Origin of the sequence: Halomonas alkaliantarctica (assembly GCF_029854215.1) — a bacterium.
GTDB classification, from domain to species: Bacteria; Pseudomonadota; Gammaproteobacteria; order Pseudomonadales; family Halomonadaceae; genus Vreelandella; species Vreelandella alkaliantarctica_A.
In genome coordinates this window covers 3,622,744-3,647,181 of record NZ_CP122961.1, presented here as the reverse complement: position 1 = coordinate 3,647,181, position 24,438 = coordinate 3,622,744, and the positions used below count along the sequence as shown (strand labels likewise).

Annotated in this window: 22 protein-coding genes and 1 pseudogene; 12 read left to right on the top strand and 11 right to left on the bottom strand. The window is 55.4% G+C overall.

The annotated features are described in order from the left end of the window. Nucleotides 1-30: 30 nt before the first annotated feature. Complete coding sequence (locus QEN58_RS16750; protein WP_280104730.1) at nt 31-1,194, bottom strand: fumarylacetoacetate hydrolase family protein; 1,164 nt, start codon at nt 1,192-1,194, stop codon at nt 31-33. Between the two features lie 304 nt (nt 1,195-1,498). On the opposite strand from QEN58_RS16750, the gene QEN58_RS16745 reads away from it, so the two are divergent. The 8 genes from QEN58_RS16745 (at nt 1,499) to nanR (ending at nt 9,648) form a co-directional block, all read left to right on the top strand. Beyond that, nucleotides 1,499-2,263 (top strand): SDR family NAD(P)-dependent oxidoreductase, encoded by a 765-nt coding sequence (locus QEN58_RS16745; RefSeq protein WP_280104729.1) that lies wholly within the window; start codon nt 1,499-1,501, stop codon nt 2,261-2,263. Next, nucleotides 2,260-3,261: a 4-hydroxythreonine-4-phosphate dehydrogenase PdxA gene (pdxA, locus tag QEN58_RS16740; protein WP_280104728.1), complete on the top strand. Its 1,002-nt coding sequence runs from the start codon at nt 2,260-2,262 to the stop codon at nt 3,259-3,261. Before QEN58_RS16745 ends, pdxA begins: the two co-directional genes overlap by 4 nt. Next, on the top strand, nt 3,258-4,448 hold the full coding sequence (locus tag QEN58_RS19545) for a four-carbon acid sugar kinase family protein (RefSeq protein ID WP_280104727.1): 1,191 nt from the start codon (nt 3,258-3,260) through the stop codon (nt 4,446-4,448). Before pdxA ends, QEN58_RS19545 begins: the two co-directional genes overlap by 4 nt. Nucleotides 4,449-4,656: 208 nt before the next feature. Continuing rightward, nucleotides 4,657-5,658 (top strand): sialic acid TRAP transporter substrate-binding protein SiaP, encoded by a 1,002-nt coding sequence (locus QEN58_RS16730; protein WP_280104726.1) that lies wholly within the window; start codon nt 4,657-4,659, stop codon nt 5,656-5,658. A 109-nt stretch (nt 5,659-5,767) separates the two neighbouring features. After that, nucleotides 5,768-6,301, top strand: coding sequence for a TRAP transporter small permease (locus QEN58_RS16725; RefSeq protein ID WP_280104725.1), 534 nt, complete (start codon nt 5,768-5,770; stop codon nt 6,299-6,301). Nucleotides 6,302-6,339: 38 nt separating this feature from the next. Continuing rightward, a complete protein-coding gene (locus QEN58_RS16720; protein WP_280104724.1) occupies nt 6,340-7,719 on the top strand; it encodes a TRAP transporter large permease in 1,380 nt (459 codons plus the stop codon). 62 nt (nt 7,720-7,781) lie between these two features. Beyond that, nucleotides 7,782-8,858 (top strand): Ldh family oxidoreductase, encoded by a 1,077-nt coding sequence (locus tag QEN58_RS16715; protein WP_280104723.1) that lies wholly within the window; start codon nt 7,782-7,784, stop codon nt 8,856-8,858. A 64-nt stretch (nt 8,859-8,922) separates the two neighbouring features. Further along, nucleotides 8,923-9,648 carry a transcriptional regulator NanR gene (nanR, locus tag QEN58_RS16710; protein ID WP_280104722.1) on the top strand — a complete coding sequence of 242 codons (726 nt, stop codon included), beginning with the start codon at nt 8,923-8,925 and terminating at the stop codon, nt 9,646-9,648. Between the two features lie 52 nt (nt 9,649-9,700). Here nanR and QEN58_RS16705 read toward each other — a convergent pair whose 3' ends face one another. The 5 genes from QEN58_RS16705 to QEN58_RS16685 form a co-directional block, all read right to left on the bottom strand. Beyond that, the gene (locus tag QEN58_RS16705) at nt 9,701-10,024 is read right to left on the bottom strand and encodes a UxaA family hydrolase (protein ID WP_280104721.1); all 324 of its coding nucleotides are present in this window, start codon (nt 10,022-10,024) and stop codon (nt 9,701-9,703) included. Nucleotides 10,025-10,094: 70 nt separating this feature from the next. After that, nucleotides 10,095-11,150, bottom strand: coding sequence for a zinc-binding alcohol dehydrogenase family protein (locus QEN58_RS16700; protein WP_280104720.1), 1,056 nt, complete (start codon nt 11,148-11,150; stop codon nt 10,095-10,097). A 14-nt stretch (nt 11,151-11,164) separates the two neighbouring features. After that, complete coding sequence (locus QEN58_RS16695; RefSeq protein WP_280104719.1) at nt 11,165-12,016, bottom strand: fumarylacetoacetate hydrolase family protein; 852 nt, start codon at nt 12,014-12,016, stop codon at nt 11,165-11,167. Between the two features lie 149 nt (nt 12,017-12,165). Then, nucleotides 12,166-12,915 carry an SDR family oxidoreductase gene (locus QEN58_RS16690; RefSeq protein ID WP_280104718.1) on the bottom strand — a complete coding sequence of 250 codons (750 nt, stop codon included), beginning with the start codon at nt 12,913-12,915 and terminating at the stop codon, nt 12,166-12,168. Nucleotides 12,916-13,220: 305 nt separating this feature from the next. Next, nucleotides 13,221-14,297, bottom strand: a complete 1,077-nt coding sequence (locus QEN58_RS16685; RefSeq protein WP_280104717.1) for a TRAP transporter substrate-binding protein — start codon at nt 14,295-14,297, stop codon at nt 13,221-13,223. Nucleotides 14,298-14,562: 265 nt separating this feature from the next. Between QEN58_RS16685 and QEN58_RS16680 the strand changes: the two genes are divergently transcribed. The 3 genes from QEN58_RS16680 to QEN58_RS16670 all read left to right on the top strand — a co-directional run bounded on the left by QEN58_RS16680 (nt 14,563) and on the right by QEN58_RS16670 (nt 18,195). Continuing rightward, on the top strand, nt 14,563-16,365 hold the full coding sequence (locus QEN58_RS16680) for an IlvD/Edd family dehydratase (RefSeq protein WP_280104716.1): 1,803 nt from the start codon (nt 14,563-14,565) through the stop codon (nt 16,363-16,365). Nucleotides 16,366-16,450: 85 nt separating this feature from the next. After that, nucleotides 16,451-17,221, top strand: a complete 771-nt coding sequence (locus QEN58_RS16675; protein WP_280104715.1) for a FadR/GntR family transcriptional regulator — start codon at nt 16,451-16,453, stop codon at nt 17,219-17,221. Nucleotides 17,222-17,256: 35 nt separating this feature from the next. Further along, complete coding sequence (locus QEN58_RS16670; protein ID WP_280104714.1) at nt 17,257-18,195, top strand: Gfo/Idh/MocA family protein; 939 nt, start codon at nt 17,257-17,259, stop codon at nt 18,193-18,195. 49 nt (nt 18,196-18,244) lie between these two features. Here QEN58_RS16670 and QEN58_RS16665 read toward each other — a convergent pair whose 3' ends face one another. The 5 genes from QEN58_RS16665 to QEN58_RS16645 form a co-directional block, all read right to left on the bottom strand. Then, complete coding sequence (locus QEN58_RS16665) at nt 18,245-19,141, bottom strand: NAD(P)-dependent oxidoreductase (RefSeq protein ID WP_280104713.1); 897 nt, start codon at nt 19,139-19,141, stop codon at nt 18,245-18,247. A gap of 68 nt (nt 19,142-19,209) precedes the next feature. Continuing rightward, entirely contained in the window at nt 19,210-20,265 is a 1,056-nt protein-coding gene (locus QEN58_RS16660) for an Ldh family oxidoreductase (RefSeq protein ID WP_280104712.1), read from the bottom strand. Between the two features lie 38 nt (nt 20,266-20,303). Then, nucleotides 20,304-21,182 carry an NAD(P)-dependent oxidoreductase gene (locus QEN58_RS16655; protein WP_280104711.1) on the bottom strand — a complete coding sequence of 293 codons (879 nt, stop codon included), beginning with the start codon at nt 21,180-21,182 and terminating at the stop codon, nt 20,304-20,306. 98 nt (nt 21,183-21,280) lie between these two features. Continuing rightward, complete coding sequence (locus QEN58_RS16650) at nt 21,281-22,246, bottom strand: GntR family transcriptional regulator (protein WP_280104710.1); 966 nt, start codon at nt 22,244-22,246, stop codon at nt 21,281-21,283. Nucleotides 22,247-22,274: 28 nt separating this feature from the next. After that, on the bottom strand, nt 22,275-23,804 hold the full coding sequence (locus QEN58_RS16645) for a UxaA family hydrolase (protein WP_280104709.1): 1,530 nt from the start codon (nt 23,802-23,804) through the stop codon (nt 22,275-22,277). A 230-nt stretch (nt 23,805-24,034) separates the two neighbouring features. Between QEN58_RS16645 and QEN58_RS16640 the strand changes: the two are divergent. Then, nucleotides 24,035-24,301 (top strand): annotated as a pseudogene (locus tag QEN58_RS16640) (aldehyde dehydrogenase (NADP(+))); the annotation flags it as partial. Nucleotides 24,302-24,438 lie beyond the last annotated feature (137 nt).

Sequence of the window (24,438 nt, the reverse complement as noted above, 5' to 3'; positions counted from 1 at the left end):
GCTCTCCTTGGCGTTGAGTGGGGGTGAAATTTAACGCCGTGCCAGGTGGCGCATCAGCTCACGGATACCGTAGGTCCAGGGCGGCAGTTGATCGCTTCTGCCTACTCGGTTGACCAGCGCGCCCAGCGCCGGTGTGGCGATGGTGACGCGGTCATTCATATGATGGGTGAATCCTTGGCCTTTACCGTCGCGATCCTGAATCGGCGAGAACATGGTGCCCAGGAATAGCATGAAACCGTCCGGGTATTGATGGTGGTCGCCGATGGTCTGGTTGACCAGATCCAGCGGGTCACGGCTGATTTCACGCATATCGCTTTCACCTTGGAGCAGAAAGTCGTCATCTTCGCCCTCGATACGCAGCGATACCTGGCAGTTGCGCACGCTGTCTATGTCGAAGTGATCGTCAAACAGGCGGATGAACGGACCGATTGAGCAGGAGGCGTTGTTATCTTTCGCCTTACCGAGCAGCAGGGCGCTGCGCCCTTCAACGTCACGCAGATTGACGTCGTTGCCCAGCGTGGCGCCGCGCACCTGGCCGCGGCTGTCGACGGCCAGCACGATTTCGGGTTCAGGGTTGTTCCATTGCGATGACGGATGCAAGCCCACTGGCGTTCCGAAGCCCACCGATGAGAGCGGCTGCGCTTTGGTAAACACTTCGGCATCGGGACCGATGCCGACTTCCATATATTGTGACCACCCACCGCGCGACTGGAGTGCCTTTTTCAGCGACAGCGCTTCTTCAGAACCCGGCTTAATCTTGGAAAGATCGCTGCCAATCAGTGCCTGAAGGTCGCTCCTTAGCTCATCCGCACGTGCAGGGTCGCCGCCCGCCTGTTCCTCTATCACTCGCTCCAATAGGCTGACGGCAAAAGTGACGCCGCACGCTTTAACGGCTTGCACATCGCAGGGAGCCAGCAGGTAGGGCGCCTGGGGTTGGGGCAGTTGAGAGTTTTCCAGCAGTGCCTCGACACTGCCCAGGTTAGGACCTTCCGCCCGTCGCACGACCTCTTGTAGGTCATCACGTTCCAGCAGATCTGCCATGGTCGGGCCAAACGCGGTGATGTCGATCACCTGGCCGTTATTGACAGTCACCAGTGCGGGACCAGAATGGCTGCCGTCCAGCCATACCCGGCCAACCAGCAGCGCGTTCCCCAGATCTGCGGGAAGTGTGTCTGTCGATGAAAGTGGGTTCATGCGTTTCTCCATTCGTTCTTAAAGGTGGTTATTAAAATTAGTTCTGCAAATTAGCTCTTCAAATTAGTTCTTAAAATTAGCTGTTTAGACTGGGTTATTAAACGTTAGTAGCGATATGCGACTGGCGGTTAATACACCATCGCCTATCATGTTATAGATGTCGTGTTGTATGACAGGTATGCCAGCTCATGGCTTACTTTAGCGCACCGCTCCATTTCGGGTCGATAGTTAAATCTATCTGGTTGAAGACGGTATCGCTAAGCAGCGCTCTCACAATAAAACAAAAAGTGGTAAGGAGAATTTCATGTTAGACGAGTGGAAAGGTAAACGCGTGCTGATCACCGGTGCCAGTCGTGGCATTGGCGCGGCGGTTGCGAAACAGCTGGGAGCGTTAGGAGCGCACGTAGCCGTGCACTATCACAGCAGTGAAGCCCCCGCTGAAGCCGTGGTTAACGCTATTTGCGATGCGGGTGGAAACGCTTTTGCCCTTCAAGCAGACGTCAGCCGCACTAGCGAGACCCAACAACTTGTCGATGATGCCGCCGAGCGTCTGGGCGGTTTGGATCTGCTGATCAATAACGCGGGGGACATGATGGGCCGTGTTGGCTTAGATGAGATGGACGATGACCAGTATGACCGGGTCATGGATCTCAATGCCCGTTCAGTGATCATGGCCAGCCGAGCGGCACTGCCCCATTTCCGGCGCGCAGGCGGGGGTAATATTATTCACACTACCTCGATTGCCGCGCGCAACGGCGGTGGGGGAGGTGCCGGTTTGTACGCCTCTGCCAAAGGCTTTGTAAGTACGATCACCCGTAATATGGCTAAGGAGCTGGCAGGGGATAATATCCGCGTCAACGCCGTTGCCCCTGGCACAATTGCCACCGATTTTCATGATCGCCACTCAAGCGAAGCACACTTAGCAGCTGCTAAGGCATCAATTCCCATGGGGCGGCTGGGAACGGCGGAGGAGTGCGTGGGCGCGTATGTTTTTCTGGCGACCGATACGCTCAGTGGCTACGTCACGGGTCAAATTATTGAGGTCAACGGCGGGCAGTTGATGCCATGAATAACTCCCCACGCTGTTATGAAATTGCGATCACCATGGGCGATCCTGCTGGCATCGGCCCTGAGATCATCTGCCGTGCACTGAGTGCTATGTCCGCCACCGAACGCGCCACCGCGATGGTCATCGGTGACCCGGCTATTTATCGCCGTGCAGCGGTGAGTGTTGGTGCCGCGCTGGAGTTCGTGCCATTGGAGCAGGCAGAAAGTGGTCAGGATCATGTGGCGGTCGGCGTGGTCGAGGTGCCGGAAGGCGTTGAGATTCCCGATGGTCAAATCAGTGCCGGGGCGGGTGACATGGCGTTTCGCTGCGTCCGCAAAGCCGTGGAATTGGTACAGGCGGGGCGGGCGCAGGTGATTGTCACCGCACCACTGAACAAGGCGGCGCTGCATGCGGCCGGGCACCATTACGATGGCCACACGGGGATGCTGGCATCGCTGACCGGTGCGTCCTCGTCGTTTATGCTGCTGGCATCAGAGACACTTTCGACACTGCATGTTTCCACCCACGTCTCGTTGCGCGATGCGATTGATCGGGTCACCCCCGAGCGCATTATTGCTACCGTTGAGGCGGGGTATGCGCACTTGGTTGCGCTGGGGATGCGTGCCCCGCGTATCGCCGTCGCCGGGCTTAACCCTCACTGTGGTGAAGGGGGGATTTTTGGCGATGAAGATAGCCGCTGTATCGCCCCGGCGGTGGAGCACTTACGCCAGCGCGGTTTCGATGTGAGCGGGCCTATATCCGCAGACACGGTGTTTTACCGTGCCTCAAAAGGCGAGTTCGACCTAGTGATTGCCCAGTATCACGACCAGGGGCATATCCCCGTCAAGCTAATCGCCTTTGATACCACGGTGAATGTCAGTCTCGGCTTGCCGCTTCAGCGTACCTCGGTGGATCACGGCACCGCCTTTGATATTGCCTGGCAGGGCAAAGCCGACGCGACCAACATGGGGTCAGCGATTGCCTACGCCCGGAGATTAGCCAGTGGCGCAAAGGAATGAGTCGCTGCCGGTTGGCGATTATTGCCGACGACCTATCAGGCGCGCTGGACACTGCCGCCCCGTTCGCCGCGCGGGGCGCAGATGCACGCGTGGTGATCAGCCTGGAGGCATTAGCGACAACGCTAGAGGCGTGGCAAGGCCAATGGCCAGAGGTCATTGCCGTGAATACCCAATCCCGCCATCTGCCACCCGATGAGGCTGCGCTTCGGGTGAGTGAAGCAGTGCGTTTACTCAAGCGAGTAGCGCCTCAGCAATGGTTCAAGAAAGTCGATTCAACCTTGCGTGGCCAGGTCGTCGCAGAGTGCACGGCACTGCGGGAAGCGCTTGGTTTGCCCCTGCTGCTGGCTCCCGCGGTACCGGCCCAGGGGCGAACGGTGCGTCATGCCGAAGTATGGGTGGACGGCATTCCACTGGCCGATACCACCTACCAACAGGATGCTCTCTCAACGCCCCTGATCGGCCCCATTGATCAGGCGTTTGCCGTCAGTGGTTTGCCGCTGCAGCGCTATCAACCTGAGCGTGACGTTCAACTCCCGAACGGGGACTGCATCGCCGATGCCGAAAGCGACGAGGAGCTTTCGGCGCTCTATCAGCTGGTGTCGAGTGCGGGTTACCACCGAGCGATGGCGGGGGCTGCGGGGCTGGCAACGGCTATCGCCCAGCACTTTTTCGGGTGGCCTGATGCACCGCTTCGAGCGTTGAGTAGCGTCAATGCAGTGCTCTATGCCATCGGTTCCAGAAGCCCTCGTGCTGCCGGACAGTTCCAGCAGTTGCGTCAACATGTGCCCGGCTTGGCCGTGATTAAAGCGTGTACCACTCCCTCTGCTACTTCCTGCCATCCCAGTAATAGCAGCCCCGCTTTAAATGCGTGTGCGGTCGTGCCTGGAGAGAGCGACGAACACACGGCAAACCAAGTCGCCGAGTCGATAGCGGCCAATGTGGCCGACATTACATCTGCCTGGCGGGACGATGATGCGTGTTTGCTATTTTTAACCGGCGGGGATATCGCCATGGCCGTGTTGACCCAACTGGGGATGAGTTATATCTCTGTCGAGACGGAGTGGTCACCCGGGGTGGCACTAGGGAGTATGGATGGCGATAGGCGAAAGCGAGTGATGACTAAAGCGGGTGGCTTTGGCGATCCTCAGTTGCTGGTGCGCTTACACCATCAGGTCGCTATGGCTTGAATCATCATCTTCACTACGAAAATCGTTACCTGGATAGTTGCGCGATTGCGGCTAGCCAACTAAGTTTGAAGCTGGTGGTATGACACGTATACAGCACTATGGTCGGTTATGTTGTTTGCCGCCGCTTAAAAAATAACCAATACACCACAATAAATAGCAGCAAATCACACTACCCAAAAATAAATCCAATGGTTGTGAGGAGTACACGATGAGTCACAAACGCCAACACTCGCTTAAGATGGCCCGCCTGCTGACCGCTACGCTTATCGCCGGTGGTCTCTCAGTGACCGGTGCTGTGCATGCGCAAGAAGAACTCACCTTTGCTCACGTCTATGAGACATCCGAGCCTTACCACGAGTGGGCACTGTGGGCGGCAGATGAAATCGAGGAGCGTACTGATGGCCGTTATTCGATCGGTGTCCACGCGGCGTCGTCGCTGGGTAAGGAAGCGGACATCAACGAAGGCCTACAGCTTGGCACGGTTGATCTGATCTACACCGGCAACCAATTTGCCGGACGTTTCTATGGCCCGGTGGGTATCGCTGGCGCGCCCTATATGTTCCGCGATTTTGATCACTGGCAGGCCTATGCCGATAGCGACCTGTTCAAGGAAATTGCCCAGGGCTACCAGGATGAAACCGGTAACGTACCGCTGGCCATGAACTACTACGGGCGCCGCCATGTAACCTCCAACAAACCGATCAATACGCCGGAGGACATGAAAGACCTGAAAATTCGTACACCCAATGCGCCAATGTACATGATGTTCCCCGAAGCGGTGGGCGCCAATCCCACTCCGATCGCTTTCTCTGAGGTTTATCTGGCGCTGCAGCAAGGTGTGGTGGATGCGCAGGAAAACCCACTGCCGACCATTCGCGCCAAGGCGTTCCATGAAGTGCAGGACTATATCAATCTGACCGGGCATATCACTGATTCGCTAATCACTATCGCCGGTGGCCCGCTGTGGAATCGTCTCTCCGAAGAGGATCGCGAGATTTTCCGTGAGGTCTACACCGAAGCCGGCGAGCGCATCACTCAAGATATCCTGGCCTCCGAGGAAGAGCTGGTGGCTTGGTTCGAAGAGCAGGGTGTGACCGTCAACGAAGTGGACATCGAACCCTTCCGCGAAGCCACGATTCCTGCCCATAACGGTGAAGCGGCTACTTGGGATCAGGAAACCTATGATCGCCTGCAGGCTATCGGCCTGTAATACCGTGAGGCCTGAGTTTTCCAGAATCCGTACGTTTCCGGGATCGTTTTTTTCGTAGACCAAGACTCGCCCCGCCCAATCCTCGGGTGGGGCGAGGCGGGAGCCTTCCATGAGCCAAACTGACTCTACTGACGAGACCAGCCTTGCAGGTCTCGACGATGATTCCTTCAACATTCACGACTATGCCCTGGAAGATTTCCTGACGCTTGGGATCTTCTGGCTGCTGGCACTGGATGTCTTTATGCAGTTTTTCAGCCGCTATGTGCTGGGTAATTCCATCGCCTGGACGGAGGAGATGGCGCGTTATCTATTGGTCATGGTGGGCTTTATGGGCAGCACCATGGCCGTGCGAAAAGGGTCGCATATCGCAGTGGAATTTTTCTATCGCTACATGCCGGGGTGGCTGGGACGCTTGATGTCGACGCTGGTAGACCTGATCAATATTGCCTTCTTCGCCAGCATGGCCTGGATCACCTTCAAACTGGCTGACCGTACCAGTGCCATGATGACCTCGGTGGATATCCCTAAAAGCTGGCTTTACTACCTGGTGATGGTGGGCTTTATCGTAATGCTGGTGAGAGGGGTGCAGGTGGCTATTCGTCACTGGCGCTCGGGCACCAGTGAACTGCTCAATACCCAATAACAACACGCCAACACGCTACTCTCTCGGAGATCACCCCAATGCCTAATATTCTGGCTGTGAGGCGCGGCGGTGCGATAGTGCCGCCATTGGTCGCGGCTGTCGCGATACTCGGCTGTATCGCATTGGCCGTCACCCAGCACTATCTACTGTTCCTGTTTGCAGCACTCTTTACCCTGCTGGTGATGGGAGTGCCGATCGCCATTAGTCTTGCTGGCTCGTGCCTGCTGTATGTACTGCTGACCGGCAGAGTACCCGATGTTGTCGTGATGCATCGCATGATCAACGGTGTCGACAGCTTTCCCCTGTTGGCGATTCCGTTCTTTATACTCGCCGGTAACCTGATGAACAACGGCGGCATTACCGTACGGATATTTGATTTTGCCAAGGCGTTGATGGGCTGGATGCGTGGCGGTCTGGGGCACGTTAATGTAGGCGCCAGTATCGTGTTTTCCGGCATGTCAGGAGCCGCAGTCGCCGATGCTGGGGGGCTAGGCACCATTGAAATCAAGGCCATGAAAGATGCCGGTTACGACGAGGAATTCTCGGTGGGTATCACTGCGGCATCTTCGACCATCGGCCCGATTATTCCGCCGAGCCTGCCGATGGTCATCTACGGCGTAATGGCCTCGGTGTCGGTCGGCCAACTGTTCGTCGCCGGCCTGGTACCGGGCCTGTTGATGGGGCTGGTGTTAATGGCCATGATCACGATCATTTCACGTCGGCGCGGCTATACCCGCGATGCGGTGTTCTCGTTTCCGGTGCTTGGTCATACGTTCAAGCGTGCCTTCCTATCGCTTTTGACCCCGGTAATCATTGTTGGCGGCATCATGAGCGGCGCTTTTACCCCCACGGAAGCCGCCATCGCTGCGGTGGTGTATGCACTGGTGCTGGGTGGCTTGGTGTATCGCAGTTTGACGTGGCGTCGCTTGCTCAAAGTCAGCATGGAGACGATTGAGACCACCGCGGTTATCCTGCTGATCGTTGCGGGTGCCTCGATATTTGCCTGGATATTGACCAGCAACCAGGTCACCCAGCATGTGGTCACCCTGCTTGGGCCATTTGCCGACAATCCCATCGCCACGCTGATCATTATCAACTTGGTACTGATCGTCGTGGGCTGCTTTATGGAGACCATTGCGGCGATCACCATCCTGGTGCCGGTATTGTTGCCGGTGGCCATTACTGCGGGTGTCGATCCGGTGCACTTCGGCGTGATCATGGTGCTTAACCTGATGATCGGCTTGTTAACACCACCGGTTGGCATGGTGCTGTATGTACTGTCGCGAGTATCCGGCATTTCCTTTGAGAAGTGCATGCGTGGCACGCTGCCGTTCCTAGTGCCGCTGGTCATCGCCTTGCTATTGGTTACCTTCATTCCAGCCATCTCGCTGTGGCTGCCGACACTGATTTATCGTTAAGCATTACCAGGGCTGGCCAATGGTCAACTAATAGCCCGACTGGCACCAGGAGCTATTGATTAATGAAAGATACATCGTCAAATTTTCGCGTCGCTCGTGAAGACCTTGCCCGCTTCATGCAAGCCGTTCTGAAGGCGGCAGGTGCCGATCAGGCATCAGCAAACTCGGTCACTCGCGCGTTGATTACCGCTTCACGTATGGGAACCGACAGCCATGGCTTGCGACTGCTGCCCCATTATCTACAGGCGCTCAAGGGCGGGCGGATCAACGGCGCGCCCGACATGCAGTTCCACCAGCGCCTGGCGGCGACCGGATTTCTGGATGCTGATAACGGGCTTGGCCACTTAGCGGGTTACACCGCCATGGAACACGCCATGGCGATGGCAGAAAAGGTGGGGATGGGCGCTGTGGCGGTGGGCAACTCTTCGCACTTCGGCGCGGCGGGTTGCTATGCATTGGCGGCGGCTGAGCGCGGTTATCTCGGCATGGCGTTCTGTAATTCGGATCCTTTTGTGCTGTTGCATGAGGGCGCCAAGCCCTTTCACGGTACTAATCCCATCGCCTTTGCGGCACCCGTAGAGGGTGAGGCGCCATACCTGCTGGACATGGCGACAAGCTCGGTGCCCTGGAATCGCGTGCAGCAGTACGGGGCGATTGGGCGTGAACTGCCTGATCAGGTCGCGGCGGATGCTGCCGGGCAGGTAAGCCGCGTTCCCGGTGACGTGGCCGCACTGTTACCGCTGGGTGGTAGTGGTTTCGGCTTCAAGGGCGCGGGGTTGGGGGGTATGGTTGAAGTTCTGAGTTCGATGCTGTCGGGCATGCAGCATGGCTTCAAGTTACTGCCCATGGGCGGGCCTGACATGTCGACCCCACGCGGGGTAGGGCACTTCTTCCTGGTCATGAAACCGGATGCGTTTGCGGATGCAGGCACTTTTACGCACGCAATGGCCGAGTATCTAGCCGACCTGCGCGCGCAGCCCGCTGCACCCAATGCCCAGGTAATGGCACCTGGGGATCGCGAATGGCGTTGCCAAGCCAAGCGCGACGCCGAAGGCATTCCGCTCGATTCTGCCAATCAAATAGCCTATGCCGAAATTGCCGATCAGTACCACATAGTGCCGCTCTCTCGACTGGATTGAAGGATAATGACCTGAAATGCAGTAAAATGGCGGAAAATTCCAGGTTAACCAGGGGTGACTGCCTATGAGCAGATACCGGATTGAGCGTAAAACGCTGTCCGAACAGGTCGCTGAACAGCTTGAGGCGGAGATTCTCGAGGGGCGGCTGAGTGAGAATGATCAACTGCCTTCAGAGAGGGAGTTGATGGAGCAGTTTGGTGTTGGCAGACCCGCGGTGCGTGAAGCACTGTTCCACCTGCAACAGCTAGGGCTTATCGCTATAAACAGTGGTACCCGCGCCAGAGTTATTCGCCCCACCGCCGAGGCAGTGATGGCCAGGCTTTCCGGGGTTACGCGGCAACTGCTTGCTAAGCCTGACGGCCAGCAGTATTTCCAAGAAGCGCGAGCCATGTTCGAGATTTCGTTGGCTCGCTACGCTGCTAGCCATGCCAGTGAAGAGGATTTGGCCAGGTTACGGGGCGCCTTGGAAGACAATCGCGATGCCATCGGCGATGAAGCACGCTTCAAACGTTCCGATAACGACTTTCATGGCGTGTTGGCGAGCATTGGCCGCAATCCCATTTTCGATGCCATCCACGTGGCGCTATCGGAATGGTTGGATGACCGACGTGCTCAGGTGCTGCAACAGAAGGATGAAGATAAAGCCGCCACCGCCGCGCATACTGAGATTATCGAGGCCATTGAGTCGCGTGATCCAGACGCGGCTGAAGCGGCGATGCGTCGTCATCTAGATCGTCACTATGGCACCTACATGCAGCTTAAAAAGCGCCTGGCACCCACGCCTGATTGATATAGTCTGCCCAGGCGTCGCCATGCGAGCTTTGAACACAAAACACCACGGCCTACTTTAAGGCGGGCCGTGTTTTATGTTGTAGCGATACCCCACACTTCCAGGGAATGAAATCGTACCGAGCCAGCCTCACTGCACGTGGCCGGTAGCGCCCGGACGCTGTTTCGATGCACATTTCTAGCAAGCGGTCGGCCAGCTCACCGATCTCTACCTCACCCCGAATGATCGAACCTGCATCGAAGTCAATAATGTCGCTCATGCGCATGGCAAGCAAAGTGTTGCTGGCGATTTTGAGTACCGGCGTGACCGGGTTTCCTGTTGGCGTACCAAGCCCCGTCGTGAACATGATCAGGTTGGCGCCGTGATCAAGAGCCACGAGAGTGAACTTGTGTTTGTGGCGAACCGCCTCGGTGAGAGTAATGCGCTGTCACTGGCGATGGTTTGGCTCATGACAGTGCTCCCGATATGGATTGTTGAGACGTGTCGTTGATTTCGATCATAGCTTTGACTACACCGGTGGCAGGCGCGCACCAAGTAGGCATCCGCTCGGGGACATCGGCCAGTTCAGCACGGTGAGTGATCATCGCATCGACCCTAAGGCGCCCGCTTTCCATCAATCGGGTCACTTGATCGAAGTCGGCACGCGTCGCGTTGCGGCTGGCTAGCAGGGTCATCTCTTTGCGGTGTAAGTCAGGGTCGTGGAAGCTGATATCAGCCTTGACGATACTCACCAGTACGTAACGCCCCGCTTGCCCCACTAGGTCGAATCCGGCCTGCATGGCAGCGGGACTGCCGGTGGCGTCGAATACCACATCGGCGAGCTCATCATCGCTCATGGCCTTGAGGGCGGCGTCGATATCATCCTCGTTGGGGTTCAAGGTCAACTCAATGTCGAGTTTTTCCCGACAGAAGGCCAGGCGCTCGGGGTTGGTGTCGACCACTACTACCCGCGCACCACGTTCACGCGCAAACTGGGCCACCCCCATGCCAATAGGCCCAGCGCCGGTCACGACCGCCAGTTCGCCCTGGCCTAGTCCACTACGGCGCACCGCATGGGCGCCGATAGCCATGCACTCGACCAGCGCCAGTTGGTCAAGTTCTAGGGTTTCGGAAACCACTAGATGATCGAGGGGGACCGCCAGGGTGTCGCACATGCCGCCATCCCGATGAACCCCGATAACTTGTATCCGTTTGCAGCAATTGCTGTGCCCTGTGCGACAGGCACGGCACTGACCGCAGTGCAGATAGGGAATCACATAGGCGCGCTGCCCAATCAGCTTGGGATCACCCTCGCTACCCACCTCAATGATCTCGCCGGCCAGCTCATGGCCCAGTACGCGCGGATAGCTGAAGTAAGGCTGGTTGCCGCCGTAGGCGTGTATATCGGTGCCGCACACACCGATACGACGAATACGCAGCAGCGCTTCCCCTTTGCCGCAGCGTGGGGGATCGCGCTCTTCAAGAACCATGTAACCCGGTTCGGCACATACGACAGTTCGCATCTTGGCCTCCTGGCTCAGCGTTTCTGGTCGGCTACGACGGTCTGGTGTTGCTCACCTAGCCCCTGGATGCCCAGGCGCATACGTTGACCGGGCTTGAGGTAGACCGGCGGCTGTTGCCCCATGCCGACACCGGGCGGAGTACCCGTGGAGATCACATCACCCGGCTGCAGGCTCATAAAGCGGCTCAGGTAGCTGATCAGAAACGGGATCTGATAGACCATGGTGCGAGTGTTGCCATCCTGGTAGCGCTTACCATCTACGTCGAGCCACATGTCGAGCTGATGGGGGTCTGTTACCTCGTCGGGCGTGACAAGCCACGGGCCCAGGGGCCCAAAAGTATCGCAGCCCTTGCCTTTGTCCCAAGTGCCGCTGCGTTCGAGCTGGAATGCGCGTTCTGAGACATCGTTGACCACACAGAAACCGGCAACATGCTGCATGGCATCGGCTTCGTCGATGTAGCTTCCGGCCTTGCCGATCACCACCCCAAGTTCCACTTCCCAGTCGGTTTTCTCAGAGTCACGCGGAATGATCACCTCGTCATTAGGGCCGCAAATGGCACTGGTCCATTTATTGAAAATCACCGGCTCTGGGGGAACCTGTGCGCCGGTTTCGGCGGCGTGGTCGGAGTAGTTCAGGCCAATGCAGATGAACTTACCCACGCCGGCAACGCAGGGACCCAGGCGCGTGTCGGTGGGCACCTCAGGCAGACTCGATGCATCCAGCGCAGCAAGACCTTCCAAAGCGTGGCGGTCGAGAGACTCTCCGGCCAGATCGGTGACATGCGCTGACAGGTCGCGAATCACTCCGTTGTCATCTAGCAGGCCGGGTTTTTCATGGCCGCGCGGGCCGAAGCGTAACAATTTCATTGGTCGGTTCCTTGGTTGTCCAGAAAGCGAGTGTTTACGAGCTGGTTTTTTAAGATCTAGCGGGTTTGAAAACAGGTGATTCTGAAAGCCAATAGTTTTGAGCGCTGGCGACAGACAGGGTGTCTAAAGTTGGTTCGGTGCACACGGGATCAGATCAGCCAGCCACCATCAATAACCTGGGCGGTGCCTGTGGTATAGGCGGACTCATCGGCGGCGAGGTAGGTGGCTAGGGCGGCAATTTCTTCCGGGCTGCCAAGACGCCCCTGAGGCTGCCTGGCGATGAATTCGGCATAGACATCATCTTCTTTACGTCCCTGGCGCTTGGCTTGTTCGCCAATACGCTGGCGCAACGAAGGCGAGTCAACCGTGCCGGGGCAGATGGCGTTGCAGCGAATTCCCTGCCCGATATAGTCGGCGGCGACTGACTTGGTCAGGCCGAGCACGGCGGCCTTGGTGGTGCCGTAGGCGCAGCGGTTGGGCACGCCCTTGAGGCTTGAGGCCACCGAGGCCATATTGACGATGCTTCCGCCGCCATTATCGAGCATGGCTGGCAGCATGGCGCGAATCATACGCATCATTGCCATCACATTGAGTGATAGCGATAGTTCCCAGTCTTCATCGCTGCCGTCCAGCAGTGAGCCGTTGGCCACATAGCCAGCACAGTTGAAGAGGATGTCTACGGCGCCTATCTCAGCGGCCAGTGTGTCTATAGCGTTGCTATCCAGAACATTGAGCTGGCGCGTGTTGATGCCTGGGGTGGTGGCCAGTTCGTTGAGGCTTTGGATATTGATGTCGGTGGCAATGACGCGCGCGCCCTCGGCGGCGAAGCGCAGCGCTGTGGCCCGACCAATGCCTTGGCCTGCAGCGGTAATTAGAGCCGTCTTGTCTTTAAGTCGCATGGCGGTTCCCGGTGTGGTTGTTGTTGATCCGGTACTGCTGGTGATCCAACGAGGATCGCTTGATGGTTTACTTCAATCGCCACTGCACTGGTGGCGGTTGTCACCTAGATGACAAAAAATTTATCTGGTATGACAGGATGCTAGCATGATGTTTGTGTAAGTATGGCCTAGTCATCGAAAGTTGCCAATATTCTGAGTGGCACCATGAAACACAAAAGGGACAGCCTAAGCCGTCCCTGTGAGTGTTTTTTTGAATACTTTTTTTAAGCGGTTGATGAACGGGGAAAGTCCCAGCGTTGGAGTGATCAGTCCGTCATTGATGATTCAGCAATCCGCTGGAATTCCTCCACTAGATCTTCGCCAATGCGCGGCGCCCACTCCTCGTAAACTGGCTGCACGGCTTCCTGGAAAGCGGCAATCTGTTCGTCATCAAGGCGGGTGATTTGCATGCCGCGCTCTTCAAGCTGATCCCGCGCCCAGTCGTCGTACTCGCTGGAAAGCTGGATTTCGTAATCGGCAGCCTTCAGAGCGGCTTCCTGAACAAGTTCCTGATATTCAGGATCGAGACGGTCCCAGGTACGCTGAGAGATCATCTTGATAAAGGGTGTGTAAACGTGGCGGGTTTCGGAGCCGTAGTCCTGCACTTCATAGAAGTTGGAGGTCAGAATGGTGCTCCAGGGGTTTTCCTGTCCATCGACAACGCCCTGTTCCATGGCGGAGAAGAGCTCACCAAACGCCATCGGGGTCGGGTTGGCGCCCAGTGCTTCCCAAATAGCTAAGTGCACCGGGTTTTCCATGGTGCGAATTGAGAGGCCGCGAACGTCTAGGCCTGCCACATCTTCTGGAGAGGAGACTTCCCGAGCACTATTGGAGAGCTGACGGAAGCCGTTTTCAGAGAACGCCAGAGCCTTCAGGCCGGTGCCATCGAAGGCGTCGAGCATTTCCTGAGCGGCATCGCTACGCATAGCCTTAATAGCCGCTTCCCGAGTAGGTAACAAGAAGGGGAGGTCGAAAACCGCCAGCTCCTCAACGTAGCCGGTAGCGGGTGAAGAAGAGGGGTAAGTCATATCCAGCGTACCGGTCTGCAGCATTTCCATCATCTGCACATCGTCGCCAAGCTGGCTGTTCGGGAAGATGTCAACGCTAATGCGGCCTTCGCTGCGCTGATCAAGAATATCTGCGAAGTACTGGCTAGAGATGTATTGAGGCGAGCTTTCCGCTAAGCCAAGTCCCATACGCAGGGTGACGCTGCCGTGGTCACCCACGGTACCGCCGTCAATCTCTGGCGGGTCGGAAAGGTCAGGCGTTTGCGCGTAGGCGATACCTGAGCTGAGCAGTGTAGCGCCGGTCATTAATAGGGTGCGTTTCCAAAGATGGTGCATAGTCGTCACTCTCCTGGCGTGCTGCAAATCGCTATGCTAAAGGGATATTCCTAGCGAGCTGCAGCGTGGTTGATTGTTGTTGTGTGTAAACGGCACTCGCTTATTTAGCGGAGTAAGTGCCGCTCCTTAGGTGAATGTCTAACGTTTTTGGTATATGTTCAACATATACTTTTGTATGTGTCGACCTTATAGCAAAGAAAGCGTACCTTGCTTGCTAACTTTTATATCTATTCTTCAATATTCACTCTAGGCGTGGAGCAACCCCATGGCCAATTTTCATCGAATAACCCCCGATCAACTGCGTTCACGTTACTGGTTCGATAACCCTGATCACGCTGGTACCACGGCGCTGTGTATCGAGCGCTACCTTAATTACGGCATTACCCTGGATGAGCTGACCAGCGGTAAGCCGATTATCGGCATCTGCCAGTCGGGCTCGGATTTAACCCCATGTAATCGCCACCACATCGACTTGGTCAAGCGGGTAAAAGATGGAATTCGCTCAGCGGGTGGCGTGCCGTTTGAATTTCCCATGCATCCTATTCATGAGAACGTGCGGCGACCTACGGCGGCGCTGGATCGTAATCTTGCTTATTTAGGCATCGTGGAAGTGCTGCACGGCTACCCGCTGGACGGCGTGGTATTAACCACCGGCTGCGATAAAACTACCCCTGCCGCGCTGATGGCGGCGGCAACGGTGAATATTCCCGCCATCGTGCTGTCCGGCGGGCCGATGCTCAACGGTTGGCGCGGTGCGGAGCGGGTGGGCTCAGGCACCATCATCTGGGAGTTGCGCAAGCGCTTGGCAGCGGGCGATATCGACTACGCAGAGTTTCTCTCCCGCGCCAGCGATTCGGCGCCTTCGATTGGCCACTGCAATACCATGGGCACCGCCTCCACCATGAACTCCATGGCCGAAGTGCTGGGCATGAGCCTGCCAGGTTCGGCGGTGATACCCGCACCCTATAAAGAGCGCGCGATGGTGGCCTACGACACTGGTACACGGATTGTCGATATGGTCTGGGAAGACCTGCGCCCACTGGACATTCTGACCCGCGAAGCATTCGAAAACGCCATTGTGGCCTGCTCGGCATTGGGCGGCTCTTCCAACGCGCCGGTGCACATCAATGCCATTGCTCGCCATGCGGGTATTGAACTGGATAACGACGACTGGCAGCGCCTGGGCCATGAAATCCCGCTGCTGGCCAACGTGATGCCTGCTGGCGCGTTCCTGTGCGAAGAGTTCTATCGCGCTGGCGGCGTTCCCGCGATCCTTCATGAACTGCAAACCGCTGGGAAACTTCACGGCGATGCTCTGACGGTAAATGGACGCACGATAGGCGATAATCTACAGGGTCGCGAAACCCAGGATGTCGATGTTATTTGCCGCTATAACGATCCTCTGGTGAACCACGCAGGCTTCCTCAATCTCAAGGGCAATCTTTTCGACTCGGCGTTGATGAAAACCAGCGTGATCTCGCGGGATTTCCGGGAGCGCTTCCTGAATGACCCCAACGACCCGGAAGCCTTTGAAGGCAAAGTCGTGGTGTTTGATGGCTCCGAGGATTACCACGCCCGTATTGATGACCCCGCGCTGAATATAGATTCGCGCACCATTCTGGTGATGCGCGGAGCAGGCCCCGTAGGCCACCCAGGAGGTGCGGAAGTGGTCAATATGCAGCCGCCAGAGGCGCTGATCAAACAGGGTATCGAATCGCTACCGTGCCTGGGCGATGGCCGCCAGTCGGGTACGTCCGGTTCCCCGTCGATTCTTAATGCCTCCCCGGAAGCGGCTACGGGTGGTGGGTTGGCGCTGCTGGAAAGCGGCGACCGGCTGCGGGTAGATCTTAAACGCGGGCAAGTGCAGCTACTGATTGAGGATAGTGAGCTGGAAGCGCGCCGTGAGCGTTTAGCACAGCAGGGCGGCTATCGTTACCCAGGCCACCAGACCCCTTGGCAGGAGATCCAGCGCAGCATGGTCGAACCGCTGGATCGCGGTATGACGTTGGAGCCAGCGACTAAGTATCGCGATGTAGCCCGTCGACATCCGCCCAGGGATAATCATTAGCATCAGTCGCTTGGGGCAGTGTGCAGTGCTGGAAGGGGTGCAAGTACGTTATGATTGGCAGGAATTGAAATAGGGTCTTATCGCAGTGACGTCATCTCTCATTAAGCCAGCAGCTCGCCCCAGTATCGCCGAACATCTCGCCGAGGAGATCTTCGGTGGTCGCTACCACCCAGGTGACCTCGTACCCCGTGAAATGGATCTATGCGAACGCTTTGCTATTAACCGCTCTGCGGTGCGTAGCGACCTGCGCCAACTGGTCGATGCCGGTATTATCGAGCGTATCTCCGGCCATGGCTCTAAGGTGCGCGAGTACTCGGAGTGGCATATTCTAGACGCTCAGGTGACCGACTGGTTAACCCGTTACGCCGCGCCCAACCCGGATATTCAGCGCGAAATCCTCGCCTTCCGCCTGGACGTTGAACCCTATGTGGCGATGACCGCCGCAAAGCGCGCCAAAGCGCGTGATCTGGTGGCCATCGAAGAAGCCTTTGAAGGGCTAGGGCAGAATCTGCGCAACGCCACCTGCGAAGAGGAGCGGCGGCTGCACAGCGAGTGCGATTTCGCCTTTCATGAGGCGATCTTCAAGGCAACTCACAATATTGTCTGGGCGCAGCTATCACATATCCTGCGGCCCTCCATCTATATGTTGATATCCATGTCCAACGAGAACGCCCCGGACCCTGAAGAGAGTCTGGAGCGCCATCGTCAGTTGATGGAGAGTATTCGGCTGCGCCGCCCCCGGGAGGCGTTTTTAGCCTCACAAGCAGTATTAGCGGGCACCGCCGCCGCATTGGGGCTTGAACACAGCGTCAGTTCATTAGGGCGCAGCGTTGAGCTGCCCCACACCACCCCCTGAACCCATGTTTAATGGCAAAAAACAAAGGCAAGCGTATGTCTGACTTCAGCTCTGGCTTTAAGCTCGGCCTAGTAGGCGTGGGTAAAATTGTCCGCGACCAGCACCTCCCAGCAATAGCCGCCACCCCGAATTGCCATCTTGTCGCCACGGCGGACCCCTACGCCTCGCTGCCGGGTCTTCCCGCTTATCAAGGGCTGGAGGCGATGCTCGACGCCCACCCTGAAATTACCGCGGTATCGATTTGTACGCCCACCCACCTGCGCTACTCTCAGGCGCGGGCGGCGCTCTTGCGCGGCAAGCACGTGCTGCTTGAAAAGCCACCAGGGGCGACGTTAAGCGAAGTAGAGCACTTGATTACCTGCGCTAAGCAGCAGGGCGTTAGCCTGTTTGCCGCCTGGCATTCGCGGTTTGCCCCCGGCGTGGCTCGCGCACGGCAGTGGTTAGCCAATCGGCAGGTGCAGCGGGTTGAGATCGAGTGGAAAGAGGACGTGCGGGTATGGCATCCAGGCCAGGCGTGGATCTGGCAGCCCGGTGGCATGGGGGTTTTTGATCCCGGTATCAATGCGCTGTCAATTGCGACCGCTATTCTGCCGCAGCCGTTTTTCCTGCAACAGGCGCGGCTGCTGGTGCCGAGCAATGCGCAAACCCCGATTGCGGCAGAACTCTCTTTCACTGACCCAGAAGGCGCAGCGATTGAGGCAGATTTCGACTTCCGCCAGAGCGGCCCGCCCACCTGGGACATGCATATCGACAGCGACGGAAGCCGCTTGAGTCTCACCCAGGGCGGCTGTCGTTTAGTGATTGATGACGACCTTATCATCGCCGCCGAAGAGTGCGAGTATCAAGGCCTCTACGCGCGTTTTGGCGAACTGATCAAAAACAAGCACAGTGAGGTGGATGTTGCCCCGCTGCGCCAGGTCGCCGATGCGTTTCTATACGGTCATCGTGAGGCTACCGAAGCGTTTATCGAGTGAAGGTTTTTATACGGAAATATGAGGTAGCCAAGAAGCTCTCTTGGTAGCCTCAATTGCGCACTATTTTATTTTGCCTTATACAGCTGTCGTACGCTTGGGGAACGAAGCTATCTTCCCCGACATCGTCTCGAGCTAACGTAAGAAACTCGCAAAGCGGTGGCAGCATATGGGAGGCTAGCTGATAGGCGTTTAACGTTTCAGTCAGATAGCGCATATCTTTTTCAGCATTACCAAGACTGAACTGTAACTTCGAGCACTCCTTCTGCAGTACCCACTCCATAACGGGAGCAAGCATCGCGCTGTTGGCTCCCCCTTGTGAGCAAATTTCCAGGAGTTTGTCTTGTGAAACGTCCATGCCCGCCGCCATAGTGGCCGCTTCACTGGCTAGGGCAGCAGCCCCTAACGAGAGAAAATTATTAATCAGTTTCAATTTATGCGCTGAACCAACCTTGCCCACATGAAAGATGTTTTCCGCGAAACTTTTCATGACCGGCGTAATACGCGCCATTGTGGAGACATCGCCCCCCACCATAACATTTAGTCGTCCCGCTTTGGCTTCACGAGGTGTGCGTGCTAAAGGCGCGTCAACGAGTATCACTCCTTGATGCTCTACGGTTTTCGCAAGGCGTTCAGTTGATTCGGGATGTGCCGTAGAGCAGTCGACAATAATAAGCCCTTCATGGCTTCCGGCCATTAAACCGTTAGCCCCGCTGACGATTTCGCTAACTTGTTCGGATGTCTTCACGCAGATAAAAACAATATCGCTATTTCTTGCCATCTCTGCGGGAGTGCTGACTTCTGTCGCGCCTTCCTTGCATAGCGTTTCAAGGGGGGATCGATTCCTATGGGCCATAACCGTTAGCGGATAATCGTTTCGTACGATATGTCTGGCCATTTCCTTGCCCATTAAGCCGAGCCCAATGAATCCGATGCGTTCATGTTTCATAGTCGCCTCTGATAAGTTGGTTCACCACACCTGAAATATCGCCCACTAGACCTATGTAGGAGCGGTTGTTATGACAGCACCCGAGGGAAAGTAACCCCCAGACGTTCCGACCAATCGGCAAGAGCTTCGGGGACACCGTCTGGAAGAGGTACGCCCTCCTGCGCATAACGCTTATGGAGGGCAAGCCCACGCTCGCCTGGGATCCGTACTGGAGGGCTACCTTCCGCAACAGGATTGTTACGGCAAGCATCCACCAAAGCGCCGGTTTCGCGTTTGAAGGCGTCAAGCCCACCAAAGGCTTCTGGATCCATGATCTGCACCATGACCGAGGCACCCCATTGTGAGGGCGCCTGCACTCGACCAAATCCAGCGAGCCCAGACGTTAAGGCTTCCACCATCAGCCCCAGCGCATATCCCTTGTGGCCATGGTCAAGCCCTCCAATTGGCATGATGCTCCCCTTAGGCTCATCGAACAGCACGCTAGGTTGATCGGTCGCATTGCCCTGGTGATCCTTAAGCCACGGATATGGCAGTTGGCTGTTTTGTTTGTGAAGTCGGCCAACCATGCCATTAGTGGTAATGGATGTGCTGACATCTAATAGAACCGGGCCTGAAGCCGTCGGGTAGCCCACAGCGATAGGATTAGGGGTGTGGGTCGCTTGCAAACCGCCATACGGGGCAACCGATTTAGTCGCCGGATCGGATGATTCGATCACCACCACGAGGTTTTGATCAGTGGCTCGTTTCAGATAGGCCGCCAAGCAGGCGATATGATTTGAGCATCGAATCACGACCGTCCCTGTACCGCAGGAGCGAGCCATTAATTCGGCGGTTTCCATAGCTTTAATGATTAGCCAGGGGCCGGGAAGGTAACGACCATCCCATGTCTGCACGGCGGCGCGTTTGGAGACTACCTCATATTCACCTGACATAGGCATTCGGCCAGACTGAATCTCGCCAAGGTAAGGGGAGAGTAGCTGAAGCCCGTGAGTCGTGTGTCCCATCAAATCGCCTTCGACGAGTATTTCGGCAACGGCTTGCGCTTTTTCTTCATCGAGCCCGGCTGCTACAAGTAAAGCGGTGCTGAATTGGGTGATTTCATGAACGTCGTAATGGTGGCTCATTGTTTTTATTCTCCTAAATTTGTTGTTGTCAGGCTCTCTTAATCATTGCGCCGTCTGAGTTGATTGATTAAAGCGCTATGGTCTAACTCGCCATCCCCTTGATCGACGAGTTCCTCAAAAAGTGTGTTGACCAATGACGAAACCGGTAGCTTAAGATGTAGCGTGTCGGCAAAAGCCATCGCGGTCTGGGTATCTTTCAATTGCCATTTCGCTGGCCCACCCGGGGTAAAGTTTTCCTGAATCATGCGCTGCCCGTGTATACGCAAAATGGTCGAGTCAGCAAACCCACCTTCAAGCGCACTGAGCATTCGCTCGGGGTTTGCCCCGCCCTGTTCTGCCAATAGTATGGCTTCTGCCACGGTAGCAATGGTGTTGGCCACAATCATTTGATTGGCGAGCTTAGCAAGTTCCCCGCTACCTGCAGGGCCAACATGGACGGGCCTGCCGAGAGATAAAAGAATGGGTTCTACCGCTTTAAAACTTATGGCATCGCCGCCCACCATAATGGCTAGCGTGCCGTCGATCGCTCCCTGCTCACCGCCGGAAACCGGCGCATCAAGGTAATGAATCTGGCTCTTGGCGGCTTCTTCTGCTTGACGGCGAGCGGTTTCGACAGGTATTGAACTCATGACAATAAGTGTGGCGTCACGCTGCATGGCATTGAGTAGGCCGCTAGGGCCCAACAGCATTTCATCACACACAGGCCCAGAGCTAAGCATAACGATAACGACATCGCTTTCGGCAACGGCTTCTTCGGGCTTTTCTAAGATGGTGGCACCTACCGACTCTAAACGGTTGGCTTTGCTTTTTGTTCGATTCCAGACAAGCACTTGGTGTCCTGCATGTGCCAAGCGTGCTGCCATCGGCGCACCCATAATGCCCGTGCCAATAAATCCGATAGTACGTGACGTTGTCATTATTCGTTCCTCTATCTAGATGAGCCCGTCAAGGCTTCCCGAAACTTTTGCTTTACAGGTCGATACATTGCTTGAATTGAAGATATGGGGTTTGGTTATTAGCGTAGGTAAAGCGGTATATTGATTTCACCTGATTCTCGGAAGTTAATCAGCCGGTCGAGTACCTTCGATTCTGAACGCTCTAAATGAGTCGCCAAAGCGTTGCCTGCTTGCGCAGGTTGTTGCAGGCGCATTTTTTCAAATATCCATAAATGTTCATCGAAGAAAGGGTCTTGATCGGGAAGCTTTAGTACTCGTCCAAGCAGGTGTTTACTGACTAATAAGATAGGATGAGTGCGCCGGAGCATATTCATGACCTCCTGGTTATCACCTAAACTAACGGCGGTATGATGGAGATCATTTTCTAACTCATCTAGTAGCTCACCCTTTATGTCAGGATAGCTTTCAGCAGCGTGTTTGAGTTTGTTGATATAGCCTTTAATGGCGCTTTCAGGCATATATTTTGTGGCCCGCGCAATCATATAAGGTTCTAATTGGCGACGTGCTTCATAAAGATTATGTAACCGCTGATCATTCAGAGGCACCACGCTCCAGCTATTGTATTTAATCTTCTCGACTAAACCGATAGACTGTAAATAGAGCAAAATTTGATGAGTGACCGTACGGCTGACATTAAGCGTTTTGGAAAGCTGCAGCTCATTGAGTTCAAATGCACCCTTAATCGAACATAAAACGATGTCATGTTCAACGCTGTCGATATGCGCCCGCCAAGACACGATACGGTCTACTTTTGGGGCATGGCCACGTTGTTTGAAATCATGTTCACTGAGCGCACGCCGCACTACCTCTTTAGGCGATGCGCCTACTAAATAGCCGCGCCCCTCAAAACGGCAGATATACTGCTCTTCGTGCAACCGACTTAATGTTTGTCGAACGGGCGAGCGGCTAATACCAAACAGCTCCGCTATATTTCCCTCCAGCAGTACTAAACCGGGTTCAAGACGTTTCCCAACAATACTCTGCTTAAGAGCTGTGTAGAGTTGGTCACGCAGCGTTTGTGTCATAGTCAGTTGACTGCTCTCTAATGGAAATTTAGGTAACGGCGCCTACCAGCCAGGGAACGAATTCATTATTACCGTAACCCAGTGATTCGCTGGCGCTCATATCGCCTGAAGCGATGGCAATAATACGCTCAAAGATTTGCTCTCCAACACTTTCTACACTGTCAGTGCCATCAACAATAACGCCACAGTTTATATCCATGTCTTCATGCATTTTCTCATACATGGAGGTATTCGTTGCGAGCTTGAGGCAGGGAGCGGGTTTAAAGCCTGAAACTGAACCTCGCCCAGTAGTAAAGCAAACTACGTTAGAACCTGAGGCGATTTGGCCCGTGACCGAAATTGGGTCATAGCCAGGGCTATCCATAAAGTTAAAGCCGCGCGTTGTGATCTTCTCAGCATACAGCAGCACATCATTAAGACTCGACGTACCGCCTTTCGCTACCGCGCCCAATGATTTTTCCAGGATAGTTGATAGCCCACCCGCTTTATTGCCTGGGGAAGGGTTGTTGTTTAACTCAGCCCCATTTATCTCAGTGTAATGTTTCCACCAAGTGATCCGATCGAGTAGTTTCTGGGCGACGTTCTCATTAATGGAGCGGTCTATCAGGAGGTTTTCAGCGCCATAGATTTCGGGGGTTTCTGCGAGTATAACGCTGCCTCCATGTTGCACGATAAGATCGGCAGCATGGCCCAAAGCGGGGTTGGCGGTAATACCAGAGTAGCCGTCTGAACCGCCGCACTGCAAGGCAACCACTAAATGTTCAATAGAGGCGGGGGCACGTTGCTGTTGGCCGTGTTGGGTAGCCATTTGCATGATCTGATCACAGGCCTTTTTGATACTAGTGCGTGTTCCTCCCGCGTCTTGAATATTAAAGTAAGCCAGCCGTGTGGCATCTTCCAGCCCCTTTCTTTTGACTAATGTTTTGACTTGGTTGGTCTCACAGCCAAGGCCAATAATGAGTACAAAGGCAAAGTTGGGGTGCTGGGCATACCCGGCTATAACACGCTCAAGAAAGGAAAACCCTTCTGAGTCAGTATTCATGGCGCAACCCGAACCATGGGTAATGGCCACTACACCATCGAACCCCATTTGGCTTAATTCCCCAGACTGATTGAGCACGTCTGCCGCGGCTTTAGCCACTGTGGCAGAACAGTTCACAGTAGAGAGAATACCAATATAGTTACGCGTTCCCACATTACCATCAGCCCGTTGGAAGCCCTGGAACGTCCGTGAATGGCTAACGGCGGCGGTTTTTTGATGGGGTTGAAAATCTTCCAAAGAAGAACTGAGTTCAATCATGGTGAGATTGTGGGTGTGTACATGCTCACCAGGATCAATATCCCGTGCAGCGAGCCCAATCAGTTGGCCATATTTAAAGATGGACTCGCCATTTTTGATATGTGTGAGTGCAACTTTATGTCCCGCATCAATATTTTCTTGGGCAAGCGTGCCTTTTTTATCAATGGGAATATTTTTTGGAACTGCTTTTGAGGCAACGCCGACGTTATCCCGCGGGTTGAGATGAATAATTACTGACGGGGAATTAATGAGATTCATCGTTTACCTCAAGCTGATTATTGGGCTTTTGTGGCAAGGGCTAGGCACAAGCGCAAAAGCGATCATTGTGGATGCACTCTAGCAAGCCATCCGCGTACGTCGATTAGACTATTGTTCTATATAATGTTCATTGAGCGCAATGGTCATTTGATCTAGATTGCTTTCATACACGCGGCCCACAACGCTAATTGCCGATTGCGGCACAGCGGGAAGCCAGCTCAGCTATTGCTATGCTGGAACGCAAGGCGGGATGAATTCTGGACAACGACTGGCCTACGGGTGTGGAAGTGTGCAATGCCATGGTGCTTGAAGGCCCATTCCCGGCGGCACTGGATATGCGCACCACCTCCGAAGGCAGCACAGCCATTCAGCGCTTTTTACGGCCTGTGTGTTACCAAGATATCCCCATGGTCTTGCTGACGGAGGCGCTGAAGGACAGCAACCCCCTGAAGGTAATCCGCGTGGTGGATGGGCAGCGTGAACATGTCGCCATTTGAGCCGCCGCTGACAGTTTTTAGGCGTTTTTTGCAAAGGCCTTGGCAGCAGTAAAATACATTACTAAGCTCTTATCATGCATGAATGCATTCATGCTGTATGATACCTCGATTAAAATGATGACTAGGTTCACGAGCAA